This is a genomic window from Psychromonas sp. SR45-3 (genome assembly GCF_014163575.1).
Classification (GTDB): Bacteria; Pseudomonadota; Gammaproteobacteria; order Enterobacterales; family Psychromonadaceae; genus Psychromonas; species Psychromonas arctica.
The window spans coordinates 121,959-139,020 of the sequence record NZ_JACJDP010000004.1 but is presented as its reverse complement, the minus strand read 5'-3'; the positions used below and the strand labels follow the sequence as shown (position 1 = coordinate 139,020).

At 38.6% G+C, this 17,062-nt stretch carries 12 protein-coding genes; 2 read left to right on the top strand and 10 right to left on the bottom strand.

Going from position 1 to position 17,062, the window contains the following annotated elements:
• Positions 1–1,041: 1,041 nt before the first annotated feature.
• The 3 genes from glyA to fdhD all read right to left on the bottom strand — a co-directional run bounded on the left by glyA (position 1,042) and on the right by fdhD (position 5,881).
• Entirely contained in the window at positions 1,042–2,307 is a 1,266-nt protein-coding gene (glyA, locus tag H5084_RS04190) for a serine hydroxymethyltransferase (protein WP_182689626.1), read from the bottom strand.
• Between the two features lie 396 nt (positions 2,308–2,703).
• The gene (locus H5084_RS04185; RefSeq protein WP_182689625.1) at positions 2,704–5,007 is read right to left on the bottom strand and encodes an FdhF/YdeP family oxidoreductase; all 2,304 of its coding nucleotides are present in this window, start codon (positions 5,005–5,007) and stop codon (positions 2,704–2,706) included.
• Between the two features lie 28 nt (positions 5,008–5,035).
• A complete protein-coding gene (fdhD, locus tag H5084_RS04180; RefSeq protein WP_182689624.1) occupies positions 5,036–5,881 on the bottom strand; it encodes a formate dehydrogenase accessory sulfurtransferase FdhD in 846 nt (281 codons plus the stop codon).
• A 363-nt stretch (positions 5,882–6,244) separates the two neighbouring features.
• Between fdhD and H5084_RS04175 the strand changes: the two genes are divergently transcribed.
• Together H5084_RS04175 and ettA are read left to right on the top strand one after the other, a co-directional pair.
• Complete coding sequence (locus tag H5084_RS04175) at positions 6,245–7,207, top strand: bile acid:sodium symporter family protein (RefSeq protein ID WP_182689623.1); 963 nt, start codon at positions 6,245–6,247, stop codon at positions 7,205–7,207.
• A 372-nt stretch (positions 7,208–7,579) separates the two neighbouring features.
• Entirely contained in the window at positions 7,580–9,253 is a 1,674-nt protein-coding gene (gene ettA, locus H5084_RS04170) for an energy-dependent translational throttle protein EttA (RefSeq protein ID WP_182689622.1), read from the top strand.
• A 186-nt stretch (positions 9,254–9,439) separates the two neighbouring features.
• Here the strand turns inward: ettA and H5084_RS04165 are convergent, their stop codons facing one another.
• The 7 genes from H5084_RS04165 to H5084_RS04135 form a co-directional block, all read right to left on the bottom strand.
• Entirely contained in the window at positions 9,440–10,600 is a 1,161-nt protein-coding gene (locus H5084_RS04165) for a cytochrome-c peroxidase (RefSeq protein WP_182689621.1), read from the bottom strand.
• 1 nt (position 10,601) lies between these two features.
• Complete coding sequence (locus tag H5084_RS04160) at positions 10,602–11,516, bottom strand: sterol desaturase family protein (RefSeq protein ID WP_084296329.1); 915 nt, start codon at positions 11,514–11,516, stop codon at positions 10,602–10,604.
• Positions 11,500–12,501, bottom strand: coding sequence for a hypothetical protein (locus tag H5084_RS04155; RefSeq protein ID WP_182689620.1), 1,002 nt, complete (start codon positions 12,499–12,501; stop codon positions 11,500–11,502). The genes H5084_RS04160 and H5084_RS04155 overlap by 17 nt, the downstream gene beginning before the upstream one ends.
• Positions 12,498–13,895 carry a di-heme oxidoredictase family protein gene (locus H5084_RS04150; protein WP_182689619.1) on the bottom strand — a complete coding sequence of 466 codons (1,398 nt, stop codon included), beginning with the start codon at positions 13,893–13,895 and terminating at the stop codon, positions 12,498–12,500. Before H5084_RS04150 ends, H5084_RS04155 begins: the two co-directional genes overlap by 4 nt.
• A 230-nt stretch (positions 13,896–14,125) precedes the next feature.
• Positions 14,126–15,457 (bottom strand): imelysin family protein, encoded by a 1,332-nt coding sequence (locus H5084_RS04145; protein ID WP_211235689.1) that lies wholly within the window; start codon positions 15,455–15,457, stop codon positions 14,126–14,128.
• An 86-nt stretch (positions 15,458–15,543) separates the two neighbouring features.
• Complete coding sequence (locus H5084_RS04140; RefSeq protein WP_182689618.1) at positions 15,544–16,425, bottom strand: FTR1 family protein; 882 nt, start codon at positions 16,423–16,425, stop codon at positions 15,544–15,546.
• Positions 16,426–16,428: 3 nt separating this feature from the next.
• On the bottom strand, positions 16,429–16,845 hold the full coding sequence (locus tag H5084_RS04135; RefSeq protein WP_182689617.1) for a cupredoxin domain-containing protein: 417 nt from the start codon (positions 16,843–16,845) through the stop codon (positions 16,429–16,431).
• Positions 16,846–17,062: the final 217 nt, after the last annotated feature.

The following is a 17,062-nucleotide window of genomic DNA, read 5'->3' as shown; positions in this document are numbered from 1 at the left end:
TGGGTGAGTTGGCTTTATTTTTTGAAAGCCTTAGAGAAAAGAATCTATTTTAAGCAGCCTAATCGCTTTGATTTATTATTGTAATATGCTCAATAAAAACATTGACCTTGAATAAAAAAGTTAATTTTTATCGATTAAATAGATCACTTAAAAAATGACAAAACATAAACTTATTAATTACCATTTGACACGTTAAAATCTTCCCTGTCTACTAATAGGTATTTTACATGCAAATACATGATAAATATAGATTCCATAATGGGTTCAAGGAAATTGTTTTAAAAAAGACAAAATGTGTTATTTATTTTGTTACATATTTATCTGACAAATAGCAGACCTATTGTTGGGTATGCAGTAAATAATAAGCTCAAACAGCATTTAGAATACCCACCTAAATAGCCCACCTACCATTTCACCTTGATTAAATAAATAAAACGTTTTTATGATCCCACAATAATTCAGGCATAATTAATGCTGATTTATTTGCTACAACACATTAAATTACATAAGAAATAATATGAACATAAAAGATCAAGAGTCTGTCCTTTAAGTGAAACAACAGAAATAAACCTACCAATCATGGTGGATGGTAAAGTGATTATTTGAATTGTTACCTTTAAACCCCTTGAGAATGTTAATCCACAGACTAGAGCAGTTGAAGCAATGCCACAGTATTTAAGTAATGAATCACAATTAAAGCAATAGCGGAAAGAAAAATTAAAAACAGTTAAATAACTGTAAATAAAGTAGTGATTCATAGTACGGACGTATCGTAGTTTTTAATCCTAAAACGTCTGTTCCGTTGGCAGGAAAATGTCAGCACTTTCCTTTTGAATCAATTTACTAACTTATTTTTTATAGATAATAAAGAAATGAATAAATCAATTCCTTCAATGCCCAACTAAAAATTAATTCTCAGCTAAACATTTTAAAAATACAATAAAAAATCCGCACTTGTTTAACAAGAGCGGATTTTAAAAAAGCCGTTTGTCAGTTATTTTTAAAGTCTAACCGATAAAGCGATTCAGATAAGCATCTAGTTTACGAGTAAACAGGGTGTTCAGCACAGAATTTAGCGACTTTCACTTTAACAGCTTCGATTGTTGCTGCTAGTTTTTCTTCATCTTTAATCGCATCAAGTACGTCACAGATCCAAACCGCTAGTTCAGCAGCGTCAGCAGTGTTTGCACCACGACGTGAGAATGCAGGTGTACCGATACGTAGGCCAGATGTAACAAATGGAGAACGTGGATCATTTGGTACTGAGTTCATATTCACGGTAATGTGGGCAAGACCTAGCGCAGCATCAGCTTCTTTACCTGTAATGTCTTGAGCAATCAAGTCAACTAGGAAAAGGTGGTTTTCAGTACCGTTAGAAACGATTTTGTAACCACGATCTTGGAATACTTTAACCATTGCTTTAGCGTTGTCTAATACATTTTGTTGGTATTCTTTAAACGCAGGTTCAGCACATTCTTTAAATGCTACCGCTTTAGCAGCGATGACGTGCATTAATGGACCGCCTTGAGCACCAGGGAATACAGCTGAGTTTAATTTTTTCTCAAGCGCAGGATTAGCTTTAGCAAGGATAAGACCGCCGCGAGGACCGCCTAATGTTTTATGCGTAGTTGTTGTAACAACGTCAGCAAATGGTACAGGGTTAGGGTACAGACCCGCAGCCACTAGACCAGCAACATGCGCCATATCAACAAACAGGTAAGCACCTACTTTATCTGCGATTTCACGGAATTTAGCCCAATCAACAATGCCTGAGTATGCAGAGAAACCTGCAACAATCATTGTTGGCTTGTGTTCAACAGCTAGGCGCTCAACTTCAGCGTAATCTAAAACACCTGTATCTGGGTTGATACCATATTGAACTGCATTGTAAATTTTACCAGAGAAGCTAACTGATGCACCGTGCGTTAAGTGACCACCGTGTGCAAGGCTCATACCTAAAACCGTGTCGCCAGGTGCACATAATGCAGCGTAAACAGCACTATTTGCTTGAGAACCAGCATGTGGCTGTACGTTTGCGTAGTCTGCAGCAAATAAAGATTTAGCACGTTCAATTGCTAAAGATTCAGCAACATCAACATATTCACAACCACCGTAATAACGCTTACCAGGGTAACCTTCTGCGTATTTATTTGTTAATTGACTACCTTGTGCTTCCATAACACGTGGACTAGTGTAGTTTTCAGACGCAATAAGCTCAATGTGATCTTCTTGGCGTTGTACTTCATCAGTCATTGATTGCCATAATTCTGGGTCGTAATCAGCAATATTCATATCTCGGTTAAACATGTGCATCTCCTGCTAGGAATTGTAAGTATAAGTCAATTTGAAGTTGCGCATTTTACGCAATCTTTGTGCTATTGCATAGAGTAAATAGTGTGAAATGCTGCGAACATCAAATTGCATAAAAGTAATACTAATTAATTTATGTTAAGTGAAGATAATAATTACGCTTATTTAAATATGTGCTCACAATATTCTCTCTCTCACAATTATGACAAAGCGTAAAAGTTATGAAAGCGACAAGATTAGATTCAGGCGTTAAATACTAATGCTAATAAGTGAAGGTTAAGTAATAAAAGTAATAAAATTAATAGGTAAGGTAAGAAGTACTAAAAAAGGTTATTAACGTATCGCTAATAACCTTTTGCTGTTTTATCAGCCCCTCAATTCGGGAAAAACAGTTTATACGATACGCTCAGGTAACGGGTTTTTAGCTGCGGAGATCACAATCGCAATCGATTTTGAGTTTGGCGTGAAAGTAAAGTCGCCATAGTTAGCCAACGCCACTAATGGGTTTGCTTCTGGATAATAAGCGGCAGCGTTACCTGTAGGAATATCATAGGCAAGCAAAGTAAAATTAGTCACTTCCCTCACCACTTCATCTCCCCAGAGTGCTTCGATATCCACTTTATCACCGGTTTTTAACCCTAATGCGGTTATATCACTTTCGTTAAGAAGGATAATATTACGGTCTCCACTCAAACCACGGTATCTATCTGTAAAGCCATAAATAGTGGTGTTGTATTGGTCGTGAGAACGCAGTGTTTGTAAAACAAAAATACGGTTTTTAGTTAAAGCTCGTTGCGAGGCTGAAATAATTGCATCGGGTAAAGGTGCACTATGAAATTGTGCTTTTTGATCGCTGGTATTCCATTCTCTTCGCCCGGCAGCATTACCTAAATAGAACCCACCTGGTGCTTGCAAACGTTGGTTCATATCGCTAAAGCCAGGAATAGTTTGGCTAATATAGTCGCGAATAAGATCATAGTTTCGAACTGTATCTAACCAATTAATTGGAGAACTACCTAATGTTGCTTGCGCTATGCCAGCAATAATCGCAGGCTCAGAACGCATTTGTCTTGTGTCACTTTTTATTACCCCTTGCGAACTATGCACCATGGAAAATGAATCTTCCACTGTGATTTTTTGAGATTTACCCGCCTGTAAATCGATATCTGTTCGGCCTAAACAAGGTAAAATCAATGCGGACTTGCCTGGGTATAAATGAGTTCGATTAAGTTTAGTCGCAATATTAACGGTTAAATCACAGCGACTCATTGCTTGGCGAGTGACTTCAGAGTCAGGCATCGCCGCCACAAAGTTGCCACCCAAACCGATAAACACTTTGCTATCACCACGCAACATCGCTTCCACTGCTTGTACGGCATTATGGCCATGCTCTACGGGAGGCGTGAAATTAAAAGTTTTTTCAATGTTATTAAGTAGCGTGGCATTAGGTTTTTCATCAATACCCATGGTGCGGTCACCTTGCACATTAGAGTGACCACGAACAGGACATAAACCAGCACCTTTATTGCCAATGTTGCCAAATAACAACTGTAGGTTAGTCATTTCATTGATCGTAGGCACTGAGTGTTTATGTTGAGTGATCCCCATTGCCCAAGTGAAAATAACCCGTTTCGCTTGTTGGTAAATATCCGCTGCTGATTTTATCTGCTTTTTAGATAATCCTGATTGCTCAGTAATTAATGACCAAGGCGTTGCATCTACTTGTTCTAAGTAGGCATCTAAACCACTAGTATGCTGTTCAATAAATTTAACATTGAATACATGATCACCGTTTTCAAGTGCTTGGTTATGGCGCTTTAACAGTACTTTTACTATGCCGCGCACGGCAGCCATATCGCCCCCTAAATTAGGCGTATAATATTGACTAGTGAGTTTCGTTTCACCACCAAGCATCATATGGGCAGGTGATTGAGGATTAGCAAAGCGTTCTAAACCTCTCTCTCTTAAGGTATTAAAGGTCACAATACTGGCACCACGTTGTGCAGCATGGCTTAAGGTATGTAACATTCGAGGATGGTTGGTTCCTGGGTTTTGACCGAACACAAAAATGGCATCAGCATGGTCAAAGTCTTCTAGCGTTACAGTACCTTTACCGACACCAATAGCTTGTTTTAATGCATAACCACTGGCTTCGTGGCACATGTTTGAGCAGTCAGGAAAGTTATTAGTGCCAAACTTTCTTACCATTAGCTGATATAAAAAGGCAGCTTCGTTACTTGCTCTGCCAGAGGTATAAAACTCTGCTTGATTAGGGCTTTCTAAGCCATTAAGGTGTTGTGCAATCAATGAAAAAGCATCATCCCAACTAATTAGCACATAGCAATCTTTTTCTGCCTGATACAGCATCGGGTCAGAAAGACGCCCTTGATCTTCTAAATAGTAATCACTTTGTTTACGTAAGGCAGACACGCTATTCTCAGCAAAAAACTCAGGTGTTAAACGGCGAGAAGTCGCTTCCCAGTTAACCGCTTTTGCACCATTTTCACAAAAGCGAAAACGTTCTTTTTTTCCCTCTTCACCCCAAGCGCACCCGGGACAATCGAAACCATGATCTTGATTGGTTTTGAGTAAATTTAAGACGTTTTTTGCTACGTTCTCACTGTGTAATAAATGTTTGGCTGTACTTGCAAGTGAACCCCAACCACCAGCTGCTGCTGTATATTTTTTAACACTCATAATGCCTACCTATCATTTGTAATGGTTATTAATGTTGTTTTTGTAAACGAAAGTCACCGTGGTAGACATTAAAAGTATGCTCACTGACAAAGCCTATTAAAGTGATGTTAAATTGTTTTGCTACTGCTATCGCTAAACTTGAAGGTGCGCCTATCGCAACGACCACAGGAATTTTTGCGGCAACCGCTTTTTGCATAAGTTCGAAACTGATGCGTCCACTGAGCATTAAGATAGATTGATTAGCAAGCTTACTCTGTGTCAATAAATCACCAATCACTTTATCCACTGCATTATGTCGACCCACATCTTCTTTCACTGATAAGCAGGCTTGCAAAGAGAATATGCCAGCACTGTGAACACCACCCGTTAAAGAAAATAAAGACTGTTGCTGCCGTAATTGCGCTGAGAATGTAAGTAAAGCAGAGACTGGTACCCACTGTGGCGTTTCATCGATAGTGACATTAAAAGTATGTGCTAGCTTCTTCACATTACTGGTGCCACAAATACCACAGCCTGAATGGCTAATAAAATGTCGCGTTAATGATTCCCAATCTAACACAACCGATGCTGCTAAGGTAATGTCACATTGATTAAGTTCAGAACTGATAATTGATTGAATTTGCTCTGCATGCTCGATAACTGCATGCGATAATAATAATCCAGTCACTAACGAAGCATCATCTCCGGGGGTTCTCATGGTGACCATCAAGGTTTTTTCAAGCAGTTCACCAGTTTCCTGGCATGTCCAGTGCAATACAATGTTGAGAGGCTCTTCACTGATCACTAAATCTTGACTCAAATGCATCTCAAAGGAACCACCCTCTGCTAATCGATAACGTTGCCGATTAACAGTTTGGTATGGTTTTGTGCTCATTGATTCACCTTAGCGATTGCTGTTTTTGTTAATTGATATGCTGATAATTGAAAACGTTGAGACGGACGTCTAACTCATTCAAAAGTAAAATATTTTACAAGTTGAAAGGTAAATAACGATTCAGAGGAGGTCTTTATAACATATTTTTTATAATGATTTCAGCAATAAAATTTATTTTATTAAAAATATTTATAGCATTGAAAAAGCATCAACAAAATTTGCTTTTTAACATTTAATTAACCTCCAAAAAGCACTTAAAATTTTGTTGGTGTACAACTAAACATATACGTTTTTACATTTTATGATAAATTTATTCTCCCTATCTCATTAACTATAAAATTAACTAATTATAAAAGGATTTAAATGTTGAATAAACTAATCAAGCTATTTCCCGTTTGGGCCATTCTTTTTGCTGGCGTTGCTTTTTTCTCTCCTCACCTATTTGTTGGGATAAAAAGCTATATTGTTCCATTACTAATGTTGATCATGCTAAGTATGGGCCTGACATTAACGCTGCAAGATTTTAAAAATGTCATCAATAAAAAATCAGCAATCGGTGTTGGCATGTTATTGCAATTTACTATTATGCCAATTACGGCTTTTTTAGTGTGTTACTTTTTGCAATTAGACACAGAATTAACTGTCGGTATGATTTTAGTGGGTAGCGTTGCAGGTGGCACATCATCAAACGTAATGTGTTATTTAGCAAAGGGAGATGTTGCATTATCAATCACCATGACTGCGTTATCAACATTAGTTGGCGTGGTATTAACTCCTGTCATCAGTGGTTTATTAGTGGGTCAAAGCGTGGACTTCCCTATGTTACCGATCTTTATTAGTTTACTTAAAATAGTGGTGTTACCGATTGCTATTGGTATCTTGATAAATTCATTTTTAAATAAACAAGTACAAGCTATCTCTTCTCTATTACCGCTTATTTCAATGCTATCAATCGTGATAATTATTGCTATTGTGGTTGCACTAAACGCGGGTAAATTAACAGATGTCGGTCCGATTGTGATGCTAGCAGTGATTATTCATAACAGCATCGGCCTATTTTCTGGCTACTTCATTACCAAGTTATTAGGGTTTGATGAAAAAACGAGCCGTACCATTGCCTTTGAAGTAGGTTTACAAAACTCAGGTCTTGCAGCTGTTTTAGCAATGAAGTTCTTCTCGCCTGCTGCCGCAATTCCCGGCACTGTTTTCTCGCTATGGCACAACATTTCAGGATCTATTCTATCTGGGTATTGGGCTCAAAAAGGGTTTGAAACAGACCTTGATAAAGAGGCTAAATTAGCCGCTGCAGTCGTCACTGAACCTTAAACTAATTATTAAACGCATTAACGCCTAATGTTCAGTGTTAGGTGTTAATGTTAATGTTAGGTGTTAAGTTTCCGTCATTTTTAGGTAGTATTCTGGTCAATGTTCTCGATATTAGTAATGATTTGATAATAGGGTTCATAACCTTAACTCGATCAATAAAGCCCTACTAATGTTAAAAGAAATAAACTCTTCAGAAATAAACTGTTAAATAGGCATTAATTGGTGAAATACACCTATTACATACACGATTAATGGCTTACCCTAACTCTTGCTCGAGCAATTTCAATATATCGCGTGCATCTTATTGACGCAGCTAATTGCAAGCCCCTACAATAGCCCTCTATAAAATTCATTCGATAAAAAGGTCTCATTATGGCTCTTCCAGATAAATTTATTTTCTCCATGAACCGTGTCAGCAAAGTTGTTCCGCCGAAGCGAACAATTTTAAAAGATATCTCACTTAGCTTTTTCCCAGGCGCTAAAATCGGTGTACTAGGTTTGAATGGTTCAGGTAAATCAACCTTATTACGCATTATGGCGGGCATCGACCAAGAATTTGAAGGTGAAGCACGCGCATTAACAGGCACTAAAATCGGTTATCTTGCACAAGAGCCAACATTAGATCTTGAAAAAAATGTACGTGAAGTGGTTGAAGAAGCCGTTGTTGAAGTTAAATCCGCTTTAACAGAATTAGATTCGGTTTATGCTGCTTATGCTGAAGAAGATGCAGATTTTGATGCGTTGGCTAAACGCCAAGGTCAACTTGAAGATATTATTCAAGCACATGACGGACATAATCTTGATAATCAATTAGAACGTGCTGCCGATGCGCTACGTTTACCAGCTTGGGATCAACCGATAAAAGTACTGTCTGGTGGTGAACGTCGACGTGTTGCGTTATGTCGTTTGTTACTTGAAAAACCAGACATGTTATTACTAGACGAACCAACCAACCACTTGGATGCGGAATCTGTTGCTTGGTTAGAACGCTTCTTACATGATTATGAAGGAACTGTTGTGGCGATTACCCATGACCGTTACTTCCTAGATAATGTAGCAGGTTGGATCTTAGAATTAGACCGTGGTTACGGTATTCCATGGGAAGGTAACTACTCGTCTTGGTTAGAACAAAAAGATGAACGCTTAAAACAAGAGGCAGGACAAGAGAAAGCACGTCAGCGCCAAATTGAACAAGAGCTGGAATGGGTTCGTTCAAATGCGAAAGGACGCCAGTCTAAAAGCAAAGCACGTTTATCTCGTTTTGAAGAACTTAATAATCAAGATTTCCAAAAACGTAATGAAACCAATGAGCTATTTATTCCAACAGGTCAACGTTTAGGTGATCAAGTAATTGATGTTAATAACTTAACTAAATCATTTGATGGCCGAGTGTTAATTGATGATTTAAGTTTCAGCATTCCTAAAGGGGCGATCGTCGGTATCATCGGTGCCAATGGTGCAGGTAAATCTACATTATTTAAAATGTTAGATGGCACTGAAAAACCTGACTCTGGTGAAATAATCATTGGTGAATCAGTGCAAATGGCCAGTGTTGATCAGTTCCGTGACCACATGGATGATAAACTCAGCGTATTTGAAGAAGTCTCTGGTGGTAGCGATATTATCCAAGTGGGTAATATTGAAATACCAAGTCGTGCTTATTTAGGTCGCTTTAACTTTAAAGGGTCAGACCAGTCTAAAATCGTAGGTGATTTATCAGGTGGTGAACGCGGACGTTTACATTTGGCTAAACTGCTTAAGTCTGGCGGTAACTTATTGTTACTCGATGAACCAACCAATGATTTAGATATAGAAACATTACGTGCACTTGAAGATGCCCTACTTGGCTTTGCAGGTTGTGCCATGGTGATTTCGCATGACCGTTGGTTCTTAGACCGCATTGCAACACACATCATTGATTACCGTGATGAAGGTAAAGTAAACTTCTATGAAGGTAACTACAGTGATTATGAAGCATGGATGAAGAAAACATACGGCGCTGCCGCAGTTGAACCTACACGTATTAAATACAAACGTATTAGTTAAATCGACAGGTGCTTATTAAGTACAAAAATTAACAAGCACAAAAAAAGCCCATTCTGAATGGGCTTTTTTATAACTAAAAATTAACGCGATTAACAGAGTTTAAACCACTAACTACTCTGTAGTTTGAGTATGCCTAACTTAACGCTTGGCTGTGACTTTTTAGTTCTTATGCTCGGCGCTTAACGCTTACTTACTCTTTTCTTGTTCTTCCAAAAGCGGCTCGTAACGTTTATCAGTTAATATTTTCATGAAAGCCACCAAGGCATCGATTTTACGATCAGTTAATGCATGTGCGCTAAGATCTTCTTTGTCTACCGTATTAGGCACTTCTGGCGCTCGCCAAGGTTTACCTGTTTCAGGGTTAATAGATCGTTCGACGTTATTATAATGGTCATAGAACTCCATCACGGTACGTAACTCTTTAAACACACCATTATGCATATAAGGCCCACTGACGGCGACATTACGTAATGATGGGTTCTTAAATTTACCATCATATTTAGGGTCATCTACTGCTGGGTTTTCTAATAAACCATGGTCAATAAAATCAGCTTTTAAATGGCCTAAACTTATTAAATCGATATTAGAAGGTACACCGATGTTACGATATTGATGGTTAGTAAAAGGTTCTTCTTTACTGTCTTCTGTTTTCAATAAATGACAGCTATTACAATTCACATTGTTATTTGAGAAAAATAAAGTACGTCCTAGATCTTCCAATACTGTTAAGTCATATTCTCCTTTTAAAAAACGATCATACTTACTATCGTAACTAGCAAACTGTTTAGTATTTTCAAATGCTTGTATTGCATTTGCAAAGGCTTGAAAAGCAGGTAATACAGCCTCTGTCGATGATGGGTCAAAGACGTTGTCACCGTACAGCCGCTTAAACGTAGCAACATAAAAAGGATTTTCCTGGATCCGTTCAACTAATGTTTCAGCATTAGGCAGTCCCATTTCTACAGGGTTTAATGGTGGCCCCATGGCTTGGTCTGCTAATGTATTGGCACGACCATCTAAAAACTGTCCTCCCACATATTCTTTTAATACCTCATCAAAATGGAACGACGGTGAGGTATTTGAATAAGCTGCCATCGGCGTGTTACGTGAACCTAATGACATACTATCATCGCCTAGCGAAACGATGTTTTTTGATGCATTTACACGATGATCCGTAAACCCTTTTGTAGGTTCATGACACGTCGAACAAGACATGGTTCGGTTAGTAGAAAAGGCAGTATCTAAAAATAATATCTGTCCTAATTCAGCTTCGGTGAGTTGATTGGCAGCATTCGCTGCGTTTGTACAAGTGACTAATACTAATAAACAATACAATATTTTTTTCATTTCAATTCCGTCTAATACTTCTGTAAATATCAAAAAATGGCTGAATAATAATTTTTATAATGCCATCAAATTTTTCCCTTTTACCACATCCTAAACCAAATTTTTGGTCTATAGGCACGTCTTTTGATAACCTTAATGTTCCAAATACCCAGTCCCAAAGAGCGAATACACTGCCTAAGTTTTTGTGTATGTTTTTCTGTTGATGGTGAACTTGATGTTGTGCTGGCGATATTAATAAACGCTCTAACCAACGCCCATAACTCAGACGAATATGGCTGTGTCTCAAGTTACCAGTAAAAGAAAATAGAATGACAACAAAGGCATTCCCACCTAATACCGAATAAAGATTAAGCCGTGCACCAAAACAAAAAACAAAGATCCCCGTCACCACACCAGCAACCAATGCATTACGTAATGCATACAGCATAATTTCTACCGGATGCAAACGATAAAAGGTCAATGGATTCAATGATTCAGCACTATGATGTACCTGATGAAACTTCCATAACCAACGATTGGTATGCAGCCAGCGATGCAACCAATAGCGGCTAACATCACCGAGCACGAATAAACTTAGGGTATACGCCACCATAATATCGCGATAATACCAAGATAAAAATAAAGGCTCCGATACCGAATTCAACCAATTCAATGTCCATAGGGCAACGGTGTTCGCTGACAACAGAACAGGCACAATAAACAGTGCCTTGAATATCCAATTGAATACAAAATAACGGTAATCTAATTTTGAGTCAGCATTAAACCAATAAGCCTTTAACGTGGGTGCTGAAATTGCCCCCACTTTAAAGACATACCAACCAATTGCGATGACAGTACTGACAATAAGGTAACCCCAGAATATGCGGCTACTGCCATTCATGAATAACGCTAAGGGTGTATCAATCGCCATCTGCATCAATTAAATTCGCCGATACGCCAATTTGACTCACTAAGTGTCTGTAAAAGGCTTTTTGAACATCTAACAATCCCTGAAATATTGGGATCATGTCATTTAAATTAAAGTTATGATCAACAGGTGTATTTTTATAAGCTTCCAATGAAGACGCTAACGCCACTTGCACAGCATGAATACCTTCTTTACCGTGCTTTTCATAAGCAATAGTCGCTACATTCGGTTGTTGATCTTCACCTAAAAGTTGCTTATTAGTTTCTAAAATTCCACCGATAAATGCCCAAGATGCTTCACTGTATGGGTATTGTTGATGCTCAGGTTTAGTTTCACCAAGATTGGCTTTAGTTAACCCACTCACTTGTGCAATACGCCAATCTCGTGTTTTATAAATATGTTCAATCTCAGCATTTACCACTAATGATAGTCCTTTGTCTACATCGAAAAGAAACGCATCACGATTGGCTTTATAACCCTCACTAATCTGCGTAAATCGTTTACACACGTTGGCAACCATTACTTCAGCAAACTCTTTTCTACGTTCAGACCATTCTCCACTGAACATTACCGAGTCGATAGCGCCCATGGTTTTATAAGAGTTTTTATACAAGGCGGTCGAGGGTTTTGAATCACGCCCTATTAAACGTTCAATACTTTCATGAATATCTTCATTGCCGCTGTGAAAGTAATCAACCATCAACGGGTAATCCATGGCATTCATATCATAATCACCAAGAATGTAACTTGCTTGGACTCGTCCCCAGCCTTCAGCCAGTTGCACAAATGCTTGGTGGCGCACATCACTTGATTTGCTTTCTAAAGACGTTTGTAAATCTGCACAATATTGCACTGCGTTATTCGCATTGTGTTGAATAACATTGTCATAAATAGAAGCATAAGGGTCTTTCACCACTGTATTATTCTGGTCTGCATAACTTAGAGCAGGTACGCTCAGTAAACAAACCAATGACAGGGGGGTAAAAATTTTCATATTTGCTCCAGAAAGTGTAACAAGGCCAAACGCTCAGTTTGGTCTAATTTAATAAATGTTGATTTAGCTGTTTCAGCTTCTCCACCGTGCCAAAGAATCGCTTCTTCCGGTGTTTTCGCTCGTGCATCATGTAAAAAACGATGTTGTGCACGAACACGAGCCCCTACTCCCCATAAAGGCGCAGTACGAAATTCTCGTTCAGTTGCGAGAAACTCTGGCCGTCCATCTTGTAGTGCCTCACCCATATCGTGCAAGAGTAAATCAGAATAAGGGTGAAATTCAACTCCTTTAGTCGTCGTTAATGTTGAGCGATGGCAACCGCCACAACCGACTTCTTCAAATAATGCTTTTCCTTGACGTGCGGTGGTATCTAACGCAATAGATTGAGGTGCTTTATGGTCACGAATAAAAGAAGCAATGGCTTGTAAACGCAACATAGGTAAATCTAAACTACCTAATCTTGTTTGATCGCCTCGAGGTGCAGCAATGCAGTCAGCTTGTGCTGGTTGGCAAAGTTCTTCAGGGAAAAAAGGATTGGTTAGACCCAAATCATGCGCAGCGGCATTGGCAGTTTGTCCAACAATATTAGGTGCACTGGCTTTCCAATTCATACGCCCTAATATTTTTTCAGCTTGATCTGCTGCGTTTAACCAGTTTGCACGACCACTAATACCGTCTTTGTTTGCATCAAGTGGGTCTTCCCATGCAAGAATTTGTTCATTTGAAACTTGTTCTATTAATCGTAAACCCGCTAATGTAGGTGGTTGCCTTAATGCAATCACGGTATCTTTCGCTAATGGTCCGTAGGCTAATTTTTCCAAATAAGGAATAAAACGAGTTAACGATAGTGATTGACCATCAGGATAGGTAAAAGAATGAGATTCAGTTTTTAATCTTGTTTGTGCTTCTGGTTTTACCTTGCCGTTGCCTCTTATTGAGACTTGGGCACCGTAAATGGGATCAGGCACACTATCGTGCATTGGCGTATCAATATTATTCACTAACCAACGTAATGAATGTTTACTCGGCTGTGTTAACTTAAACACTAAACTGCGTAATGGTTGGTTTTTGTCGCTAATGGTTGGCGCACTGCCGTTATTGTTGTGGCAACTGACACAAGTATTCGAACTAAAATGAGGGCCTAATCCATCTCGTGCCGTTGTGGCACTGGGTGCTTCTACCCATGGAATAGTGAAAAAGGAGCGGCCAAGAATATACTGATCAAATTCGGCATCATTCATCTTAATCGGATGAGAAAAAGGTTTACTGCCACCCGCATGAGTAAATTCATCTGCATTGATATTGCTTGTCGTCTTATTAGTCGCGTTGCCCGTAGTATTGTTAGCACTGACGTTCGTTTCGCTATGCACAAAATAACTAGAGGCCAGAAACAAAAAAATACTCCGGAGAAAATACTTCGCAACCTTACTGCTTTTACTTTTTATAAAGCACTTTTCATCAATCACTTTCAAAATGAATTACACCTATCTTTGTTCGTTATCGATATACGTTATTTATGTTCGTTATCATTAAAGGTATCGTTGGAATGACAAACGCCACTAACCGAACCCAGTTAGTGGCGTTTTTAATGATCAACTGACTGTATCACTACAGTAATACCGCTTTAGAGTTGTGTTTCTTCAGCGTCTGTAACATCATTTGTTGTTAGTGAAATACCGTATGCTTTAGAAACAATGACCATTTGGTCACCTAAACGACGTAATTGGTTTTTAAGCGTGACAATATTTTGTACACTTTCTTCGTTTTCTGGACGAATTTGGTAATCAAAGTGCATCGTCGTGGTTGCTAATCTGTTGATGGTAGCAATACGCGTTTCGATATCAGCCATTAATTCAGCAATTTCAGCTTGCTCTTCATCAGATACGTTATCGATAAAAGCAGGGCCTACTTTCTTGCCTTTGTATTCACCTAATAATACGTTTTTAATACCTTGATAGTTCAATGCAATATCACGATGTGTATTATCAGAGAAACATGAATGCTCATCTTCTTCACTTGGCGTTAATACTGCAACAGCAATACGTTCGTTAGCTAGCTCTGATTTAGAGAAGACACCCACACCTGCAAAGATTTGTTTTAGTGACGTCGCTGTTTCGATGTTTTTAGATTTTTGGTCACCCGTTAACTTGTCTAGTAAAGCGGCACGGTATAGACCTTTATCGCCACTTACGTTATCAGCCCAAGCACCCGATACAACAGATAGATCATCAACCATTTTTTCAGCAACCGCATTTAAGTAATCAAGACGACGCTTAGCAAACTTATCCGTTGTAAAATCAGTAAGTGGACGTTGACCAGCTGTCATCGCACCGTTAGTGACAGAATCTTCGATCATATTGTTATAATCTTGGTCTTGACCCCAAAGCATAAATTCAATCGCATGGTAACCAGCAGCAACATTTGCATCGCCACCATTTGTATTTAGTTCACCTAATACTGATGCTGTTAGTGTTGTCACATCAACAGCAGTCACGTCTTCACCACCCGGTGTAAACGTACCTTTAGTATCGATAATATTACCGCTTGTGCGTTTGTTGTTTGCATCAATGGTGTAATCGATCATGTTTTCATCTAAAGGCCAAGAATTTAGCTCGCCTTCAACACCACCGTAAGTTTCAGCTACCCAACCACTTTCTGCATCGATAGGACCATTTGAAAGGCGGAATATTTCAGTCGTACCGTAGCTTTCGCGAGAAACTAACCAAGCATCTTTGGCAGCTTGTAACGAGGCTTTAGTTGGTTTTTTTGCAAAATTGCTGATCGCAACTTGTAGTGCTTTTGCATCTTTTACCGCGTCTGAATAGTTAACAGATGCAATGCTTGCATAAGTCGATAACGTCGCTAATTTATCACTTTGTGAAACAGCTGCTTGGCTTGGTACAGAAAAAGCTAATACAGCGCCAGCGATAATAGTACTTAAAATTGTTCTTTTCACTTTGATACTCCTAGATACATTAAAAATTATAAGTTTTAGATTAATAAATTAAGAAAACTTTTTATTTTTTGCTTCCTGCAATTTAATTAATTGTTGCTAACTGCGTTAACGACGGTTTGTGTAAAGGGTTTATTCTTTTCACGAGACTGCCATTTAAGTAACAGTAATACGGCCACCCAAAAAGCACTTAAGATCATCAGATCCCAACCAATAGGTTGTGAGCGATAAGCAAATAATGAAGCTAATAAATTACCTAATACTGAGCTATCACTTAACACACTGGTCATATCCCACATGTTGCTATACATCCAACCAGGTAAATCGGTTGCCCCTAAAGGACCACTTAATAGTTTTTCTGAAGCCGCTAAAAACAAAGCAGAGCCTAAGAAAAGCAACATAATTTCAGTCACTCTGAAGAACCACTTCCATGAAATAAAGCGTCCGCCTAGTTGCAAGGCATAAAACAAAATCATCGCCAATGCCAAGCCAATAGACGCCGCCATGAAGAAACTCATATAAGAGGCAAAAGAATCTAGTTGTAAAAGAGAACCATATAGGAACATCACTGTTTCAGAGCCTTCACGCCCTACTGCGATCATCGCCAGGAAGAACACCCCCCACCAATTCTTTTCACCGCTCAAGTTTGTTTCTAATCCACTTTCAATTTCTTGCTTTAACGTGCGACCGTGAACGCGCATCCACATAACCATCTGGACAATTAACGCACTCGCAAAGGTCAACATTCCAATTTCAAACCAAGTACGTGCTTCGCCACCTAAAATATCTGTCACACCAATCAACGTTAATGTGAGCAATGTTGCTAGCCCGAATCCAGCTACTATTCCGGCAAACAACCATCTTTTTCCTGTTTTGGCATCCTGCCTATCATTCATCCAAGCATACAGAATTCCAATTACTAAGAGCGCTTCAATGCTCTCTCTGCATACGACAAATATAGTCTGGCCCATTTTTTATTCCTTACCTTTTACTATAATTTTACCCAGCGTTGTTGGTGCAAAGTCGTCAAAATAATCATAAGTACCAATATCTAAAGGAATGATAACTACGCTGGTTTCTGCTTTCATAAACAAGACTTTTTCTTGACGTAACTGATTACTTTCAAATTCAGCCGGCTTATTACCGATATTACGAATTACGATACGAAATCTTGTTTTTTCTGGTACCACTAATTCAGCAGGAATTAAGTCACCATCTTTCATTTCAACAAGGTAAGTTTTTAATTTGGTATAACGGGGATCATTCAACTCAACGCTAAAACCATCGGCGTCTTTTTGTGAACTAATTGAAATATCGCTTGCTGAAGCAAATGAGTTAGCAGCGATCACGGCGATAAAAGAAGAAAGAAATAAATTACGAAAAAATTTCATTGATAATATCCAAATATCAGGTTAAAAGATGAGGTGAATAACCTCAACTTCGTCATTTTTGTTAATGTCGCGCAGTATAAAATAATAAAATACCATAATCAATAATAACTATCATTACTATTTGTATAAATAATAGTAATCATTCTTATTTGTGTAAATCACCTGAAAGTACATTGATTAAATATCAATCACCGATACCGTTAAATGCGCAGGTGAA

What these genes read in the sequence shown, in the direction of transcription:
- glyA (WP_182689626.1), bottom strand. Translation starts at nt 2,307, where the DNA reads ATGTTTAACCGAGATATGAATATTGCTGATTACGACCCAGAATTATGG.
- H5084_RS04185 (WP_182689625.1), bottom strand. Translation starts at nt 5,007, where the DNA reads ATGAGTGTTAAAAAATATACAGCAGCAGCTGGTGGTTGGGGTTCACTT.
- fdhD (WP_182689624.1), bottom strand. Translation starts at nt 5,881, where the DNA reads ATGAGCACAAAACCATACCAAACTGTTAATCGGCAACGTTATCGATTA.
- H5084_RS04175 (WP_182689623.1), top strand. Translation starts at nt 6,245, where the DNA reads ATGTTGAATAAACTAATCAAGCTATTTCCCGTTTGGGCCATTCTTTTT.
- ettA (WP_182689622.1), top strand. Translation starts at nt 7,580, where the DNA reads ATGGCTCTTCCAGATAAATTTATTTTCTCCATGAACCGTGTCAGCAAA.
- H5084_RS04165 (WP_182689621.1), bottom strand. Translation starts at nt 10,600, where the DNA reads ATGAAAAAAATATTGTATTGTTTATTAGTATTAGTCACTTGTACAAAC.
- H5084_RS04160 (WP_084296329.1), bottom strand. Translation starts at nt 11,516, where the DNA reads ATGCAGATGGCGATTGATACACCCTTAGCGTTATTCATGAATGGCAGT.
- H5084_RS04155 (WP_182689620.1), bottom strand. Translation starts at nt 12,501, where the DNA reads ATGAAAATTTTTACCCCCCTGTCATTGGTTTGTTTACTGAGCGTACCT.
- H5084_RS04140 (WP_182689618.1), bottom strand. Translation starts at nt 16,425, where the DNA reads ATGGGCCAGACTATATTTGTCGTATGCAGAGAGAGCATTGAAGCGCTC.
- H5084_RS04135 (WP_182689617.1), bottom strand. Translation starts at nt 16,845, where the DNA reads ATGAAATTTTTTCGTAATTTATTTCTTTCTTCTTTTATCGCCGTGATC.